This is a genomic window from Enterobacter sp. SENG-6 (assembly GCF_001605945.1).
Taxonomy (GTDB): Bacteria; Pseudomonadota; Gammaproteobacteria; order Enterobacterales; family Enterobacteriaceae; genus Enterobacter; species Enterobacter cloacae.
This window is the reverse complement of sequence record NZ_LOMM01000056.1, coordinates 1-3,392: the sequence shown is the minus strand read 5'-3', so window position 1 is coordinate 3,392 and position 3,392 is coordinate 1. Positions and strand designations below refer to the sequence as shown.

At 44.4% G+C, this 3,392-nt stretch carries 4 protein-coding genes; 3 read left to right on the top strand and 1 reads right to left on the bottom strand.

Annotation, left to right across the window (positions count from 1 at the left end; translation table 11 throughout):
* The first annotated feature begins 331 nt into the window (after positions 1–331).
* The 3 genes from AX755_RS20370 to AX755_RS20355 all read left to right on the top strand — a co-directional run bounded on the left by AX755_RS20370 (position 332) and on the right by AX755_RS20355 (position 2,818).
* Positions 332–1,165 carry a MurR/RpiR family transcriptional regulator gene (locus AX755_RS20370; protein WP_013098260.1) on the top strand — a complete coding sequence of 278 codons (834 nt, stop codon included), beginning with the start codon at positions 332–334 and terminating at the stop codon, positions 1,163–1,165.
* Between the two features lie 394 nt (positions 1,166–1,559).
* Complete coding sequence (locus AX755_RS20365) at positions 1,560–2,075, top strand: DUF2778 domain-containing protein (protein WP_045293463.1); 516 nt, start codon at positions 1,560–1,562, stop codon at positions 2,073–2,075.
* 251 nt (positions 2,076–2,326) lie between these two features.
* Positions 2,327–2,818: an Hcp family type VI secretion system effector gene (locus AX755_RS20355; protein WP_062857327.1), complete on the top strand. Its 492-nt coding sequence runs from the start codon at positions 2,327–2,329 to the stop codon at positions 2,816–2,818.
* Between the two features lie 256 nt (positions 2,819–3,074).
* On the opposite strand, the gene AX755_RS20350 is transcribed toward AX755_RS20355, so the two are convergent.
* Complete coding sequence (locus tag AX755_RS20350) at positions 3,075–3,272, bottom strand: hypothetical protein (protein ID WP_062857326.1); 198 nt, start codon at positions 3,270–3,272, stop codon at positions 3,075–3,077.
* Between the last annotated feature and the right edge of the window lie 120 nt (positions 3,273–3,392).

The following is a 3,392-nucleotide window of genomic DNA, read 5'->3' as shown; positions in this document are numbered from 1 at the left end:
GGACAGCTGATAGAAACAGAAGCCACTGGAGCACCTCAAAAACACCATCATACACTAAATCAGTAAGTTGGCACCATTACCTGTGTACTGAACACTATATATGAAACAAATATTCCATTTTAATTTGAAATAAAATAAATGATGATTATTGTGATCAAGGATGGATTTTTATGTTAACAGCCAACAACACTGACGCAGCGTGCGCTATTAAGGATTTTCAGGCGATGAAATGAGTGAAGTTTCTGTTTCATTTTTGCTGCCAGATGGATGGCCAACATTTAAAAGACGCGTTTTTGCGTTTAGAATCATAAGACTGTATTTGGGGGATAACATGACGACAGCAACCAGCCTGAACGAACTGCAGCAGCAAATCCGCGATCGCTACGATAGCCTTAGCAAGAGGCTGCAGCAGGTCTCCCGCTATGTACTGGATAATACGAACAGTGTGGCGTTTGATACGGTTGCGGTCATTGCCGAGCGTGCCGATGTGCCGCCCTCGACGCTGATCCGTTTTGCCAATGCCTTTGACTTCACCGGCTTCAACGAGATGAAACAGCTGTTTCGTATGAACCTGGTGGAGGAGACCGCCAGCTACAGCGATCGTGCGCGGCTGTTCCGCGAAATGGAGAGCGAAGCCGTGCCGGAAACGCCGCTCGATATCCTGCAGGAGTTTGCCCGCTCGAACGCGCAGGCGCTGCAGCAGCTGGCCGCCCGTGCTGAACCGGAGATGCTGGAGCGCGCCGTACAGCTTCTGGCCGACGCGGACACCATCTACATTGCCGGACTGCGCCGCTCCTTTAGCGTCGCTGCTTATCTCACCTATGCTTTAAGCCACCTGGAGTGCCGCCCGATTCTGCTCGACGGCATGGGCGGCATGCTGCGTGAGCAGATCAGCCGCATTAAGGCGCGCGACATTGTGGTGTCGATCAGCTTCTCGCCGTACGCGGAAGAGACGGTGATGGTCAGCGAAACCGCCGCCAGCGTCGGCGCGCGGCAGATTGTGATTACGGACAGCCAGATTAGCCCACTGGCGACGTTTAGCGATCTCTGCTTTGTGGTGAAAGAGGCGCAGGTGGATGCGTTTCGATCTCAGTCGGCAACGCTGTGCCTGGTGCAGTCGCTGGTGGTGGCGCTGGCGTATAGGTTGGGTGAAGGAGAAAAATAAGAATTCAGTCGCCATAAAATCTGCACCGATACTTACACGTGAAGGTTTAATGCCATATTAGCGACACTCGTTCAATATGGCTTACCCATGGCATATCGACATTTGATTATTCCCCTTTTTTAACGAGCGCTTCATTTTTCCACGACTGTGTTTTTCTGAAGATATTGGGCTTTCACATTTTAATTCGCGCTGCTCGCACATTCCGTACAGAATATCTTAAAAGGTTCAACTATTAGGCATACCTATTTATTTGATGTAGATCTACTTTCTAAAACATCACAATCATTTTCTGAGTTAAAATCTTTAAATGCGCATTTTTTGTATGGTTTAATTTTTGATACATGCCCTGTTTGCAGATAAGATTAATAAATATCTCTACAAGAAAGGATGACACATGACTTTACATGGAAAGTTTACAATAAATGATGCTGACTACTCGCCACTTGCATTTGATGGTATTGGTGTCTTTATGGCATTTTCTGGTAACGGTGCATACAGGAACAAAGGTGCATGTGGAATTATTCCAAACGTTGGGCCACTACCAAAAGGTAAATATTATATCGTAGACAGGCCTAAAGGAAGTATGGCTAACAGATTTAGAGCCTGGGGTGTCGATACATATAAAAGCATTTTTAGTTATCATGTTGATCATTCAGAATGGTTTGCTTTGTTTCGCGATGATGGAAATGTAGATGATTCTACATTTTACGAAAGCGTAGCCAGAGGTGGGTTTAGGTTACATCCGGGTCAGATATCAGAGGGGTGTATAACACTACCTAGCCAATCAGATTACAGCAGGCTAAGAGATGCCCTGTTAAGAACAAAGAAAGAAAAGATTAAAGGCATCGATTTAGAGTCATATGGAACAATTGAGGTAATTATTGGTGGTTATCAGAAAACTTGCCCTTAGTTCCCTTAGAATGATTATATTCATCGGGATATTCGCTATTGTGTCATGGTTAGATGTTGGTTACTTAACTGAACATCCATTAATAAGTAACGAAACAGCTATTAGAATTTCCTATTTGTTTAGCAACAACCCAGCGCCCGAAGATATTTACTACAGTTATGATTATGCATTAATTGTATTTAACGTTCTTATCTCTCTCTTCTTATACATTGTAACAATGAAGTTAGTTAAATTAACATGGAGTAAATAAAATGCCTATCCCTCCCTATCTGTGGCTAAAAGATGATGGCGGCGCAGATATCAAAGGTTCTGTAGATGTTCAAGATCGTGAAGGCTCTATAGAAGTAATCAGTATGGGTCATGGTGTTAATCTTCCCGTCGATACAGCCAATGGAAAAATCACCGGAACACGTCAACATTCATCATTTAATTTTGAAAAAGAAATTGATAGTTCTAGTCCCTATCTCTACAAAGCAGCGGCGACAGGACAAACACTAAAAAGCGCAGAAGTCAGGTTTTATCATATCAATGATGCTGGCCAGGAGGTGTGTTATTACACCGTCTTAATGGAAAATGTAAAAATTACGGGTGTTAATTGTGGTGTGCCCAATGTTAAATTATCCGGTAATGATAAGTTAAATCATATGGAATCCGTCTCTATGCAATATGAAAAGATCACATGGCGTATTGTAGATGGAAATATCCAATTCTCTGATTCGTGGTACGAGAGGCCAACTGCCTAAATTTCAGTCACGCCCTGTGCCACATTGCATTGTAGAACTATGCATTTCGTTGCTTACAGCTGCCAGAAAGTGCCAGACAAAAAAGCCCGCAGTTACGCGGGCTTAGACTTAGAGTGGTTTTACTGCTTTTACCTTTAGATTATAGCCAGACGTAAAATCATTCCCACTCAATTATAAATTATATAAAAACAAACCTATAAAACAGCAAGTTACCAACCATCTTGCTTACTGAACCATGAAAAATACCACGTTCAAATCAGCGAAATAAAGCGCGCCCTGTATCGGCGTCATCCGACCTCGCGCAACCTTCCGAGGCCGTGGCCATCTGCCGCAACAGAATGGCTAGCTCAGCAGGGTTGCCTTCGCGGCAGGCTTCAGCAAGCAACTCCGCTGCATACGTCGGATGGGCGCGGAAGTGCTCGGCCATCGCCACGTCATGCGGTCTATCTTTCATTTCGTGTATCCTTTTCGATAAGTTAGTAAATAGCCCATGACCTGCCCCCACGATTAGATACAACACTCAGTTAGTAACGTCGGAATCTTCATTCTCAGAATGACCCTTTCTCCAGCCCGC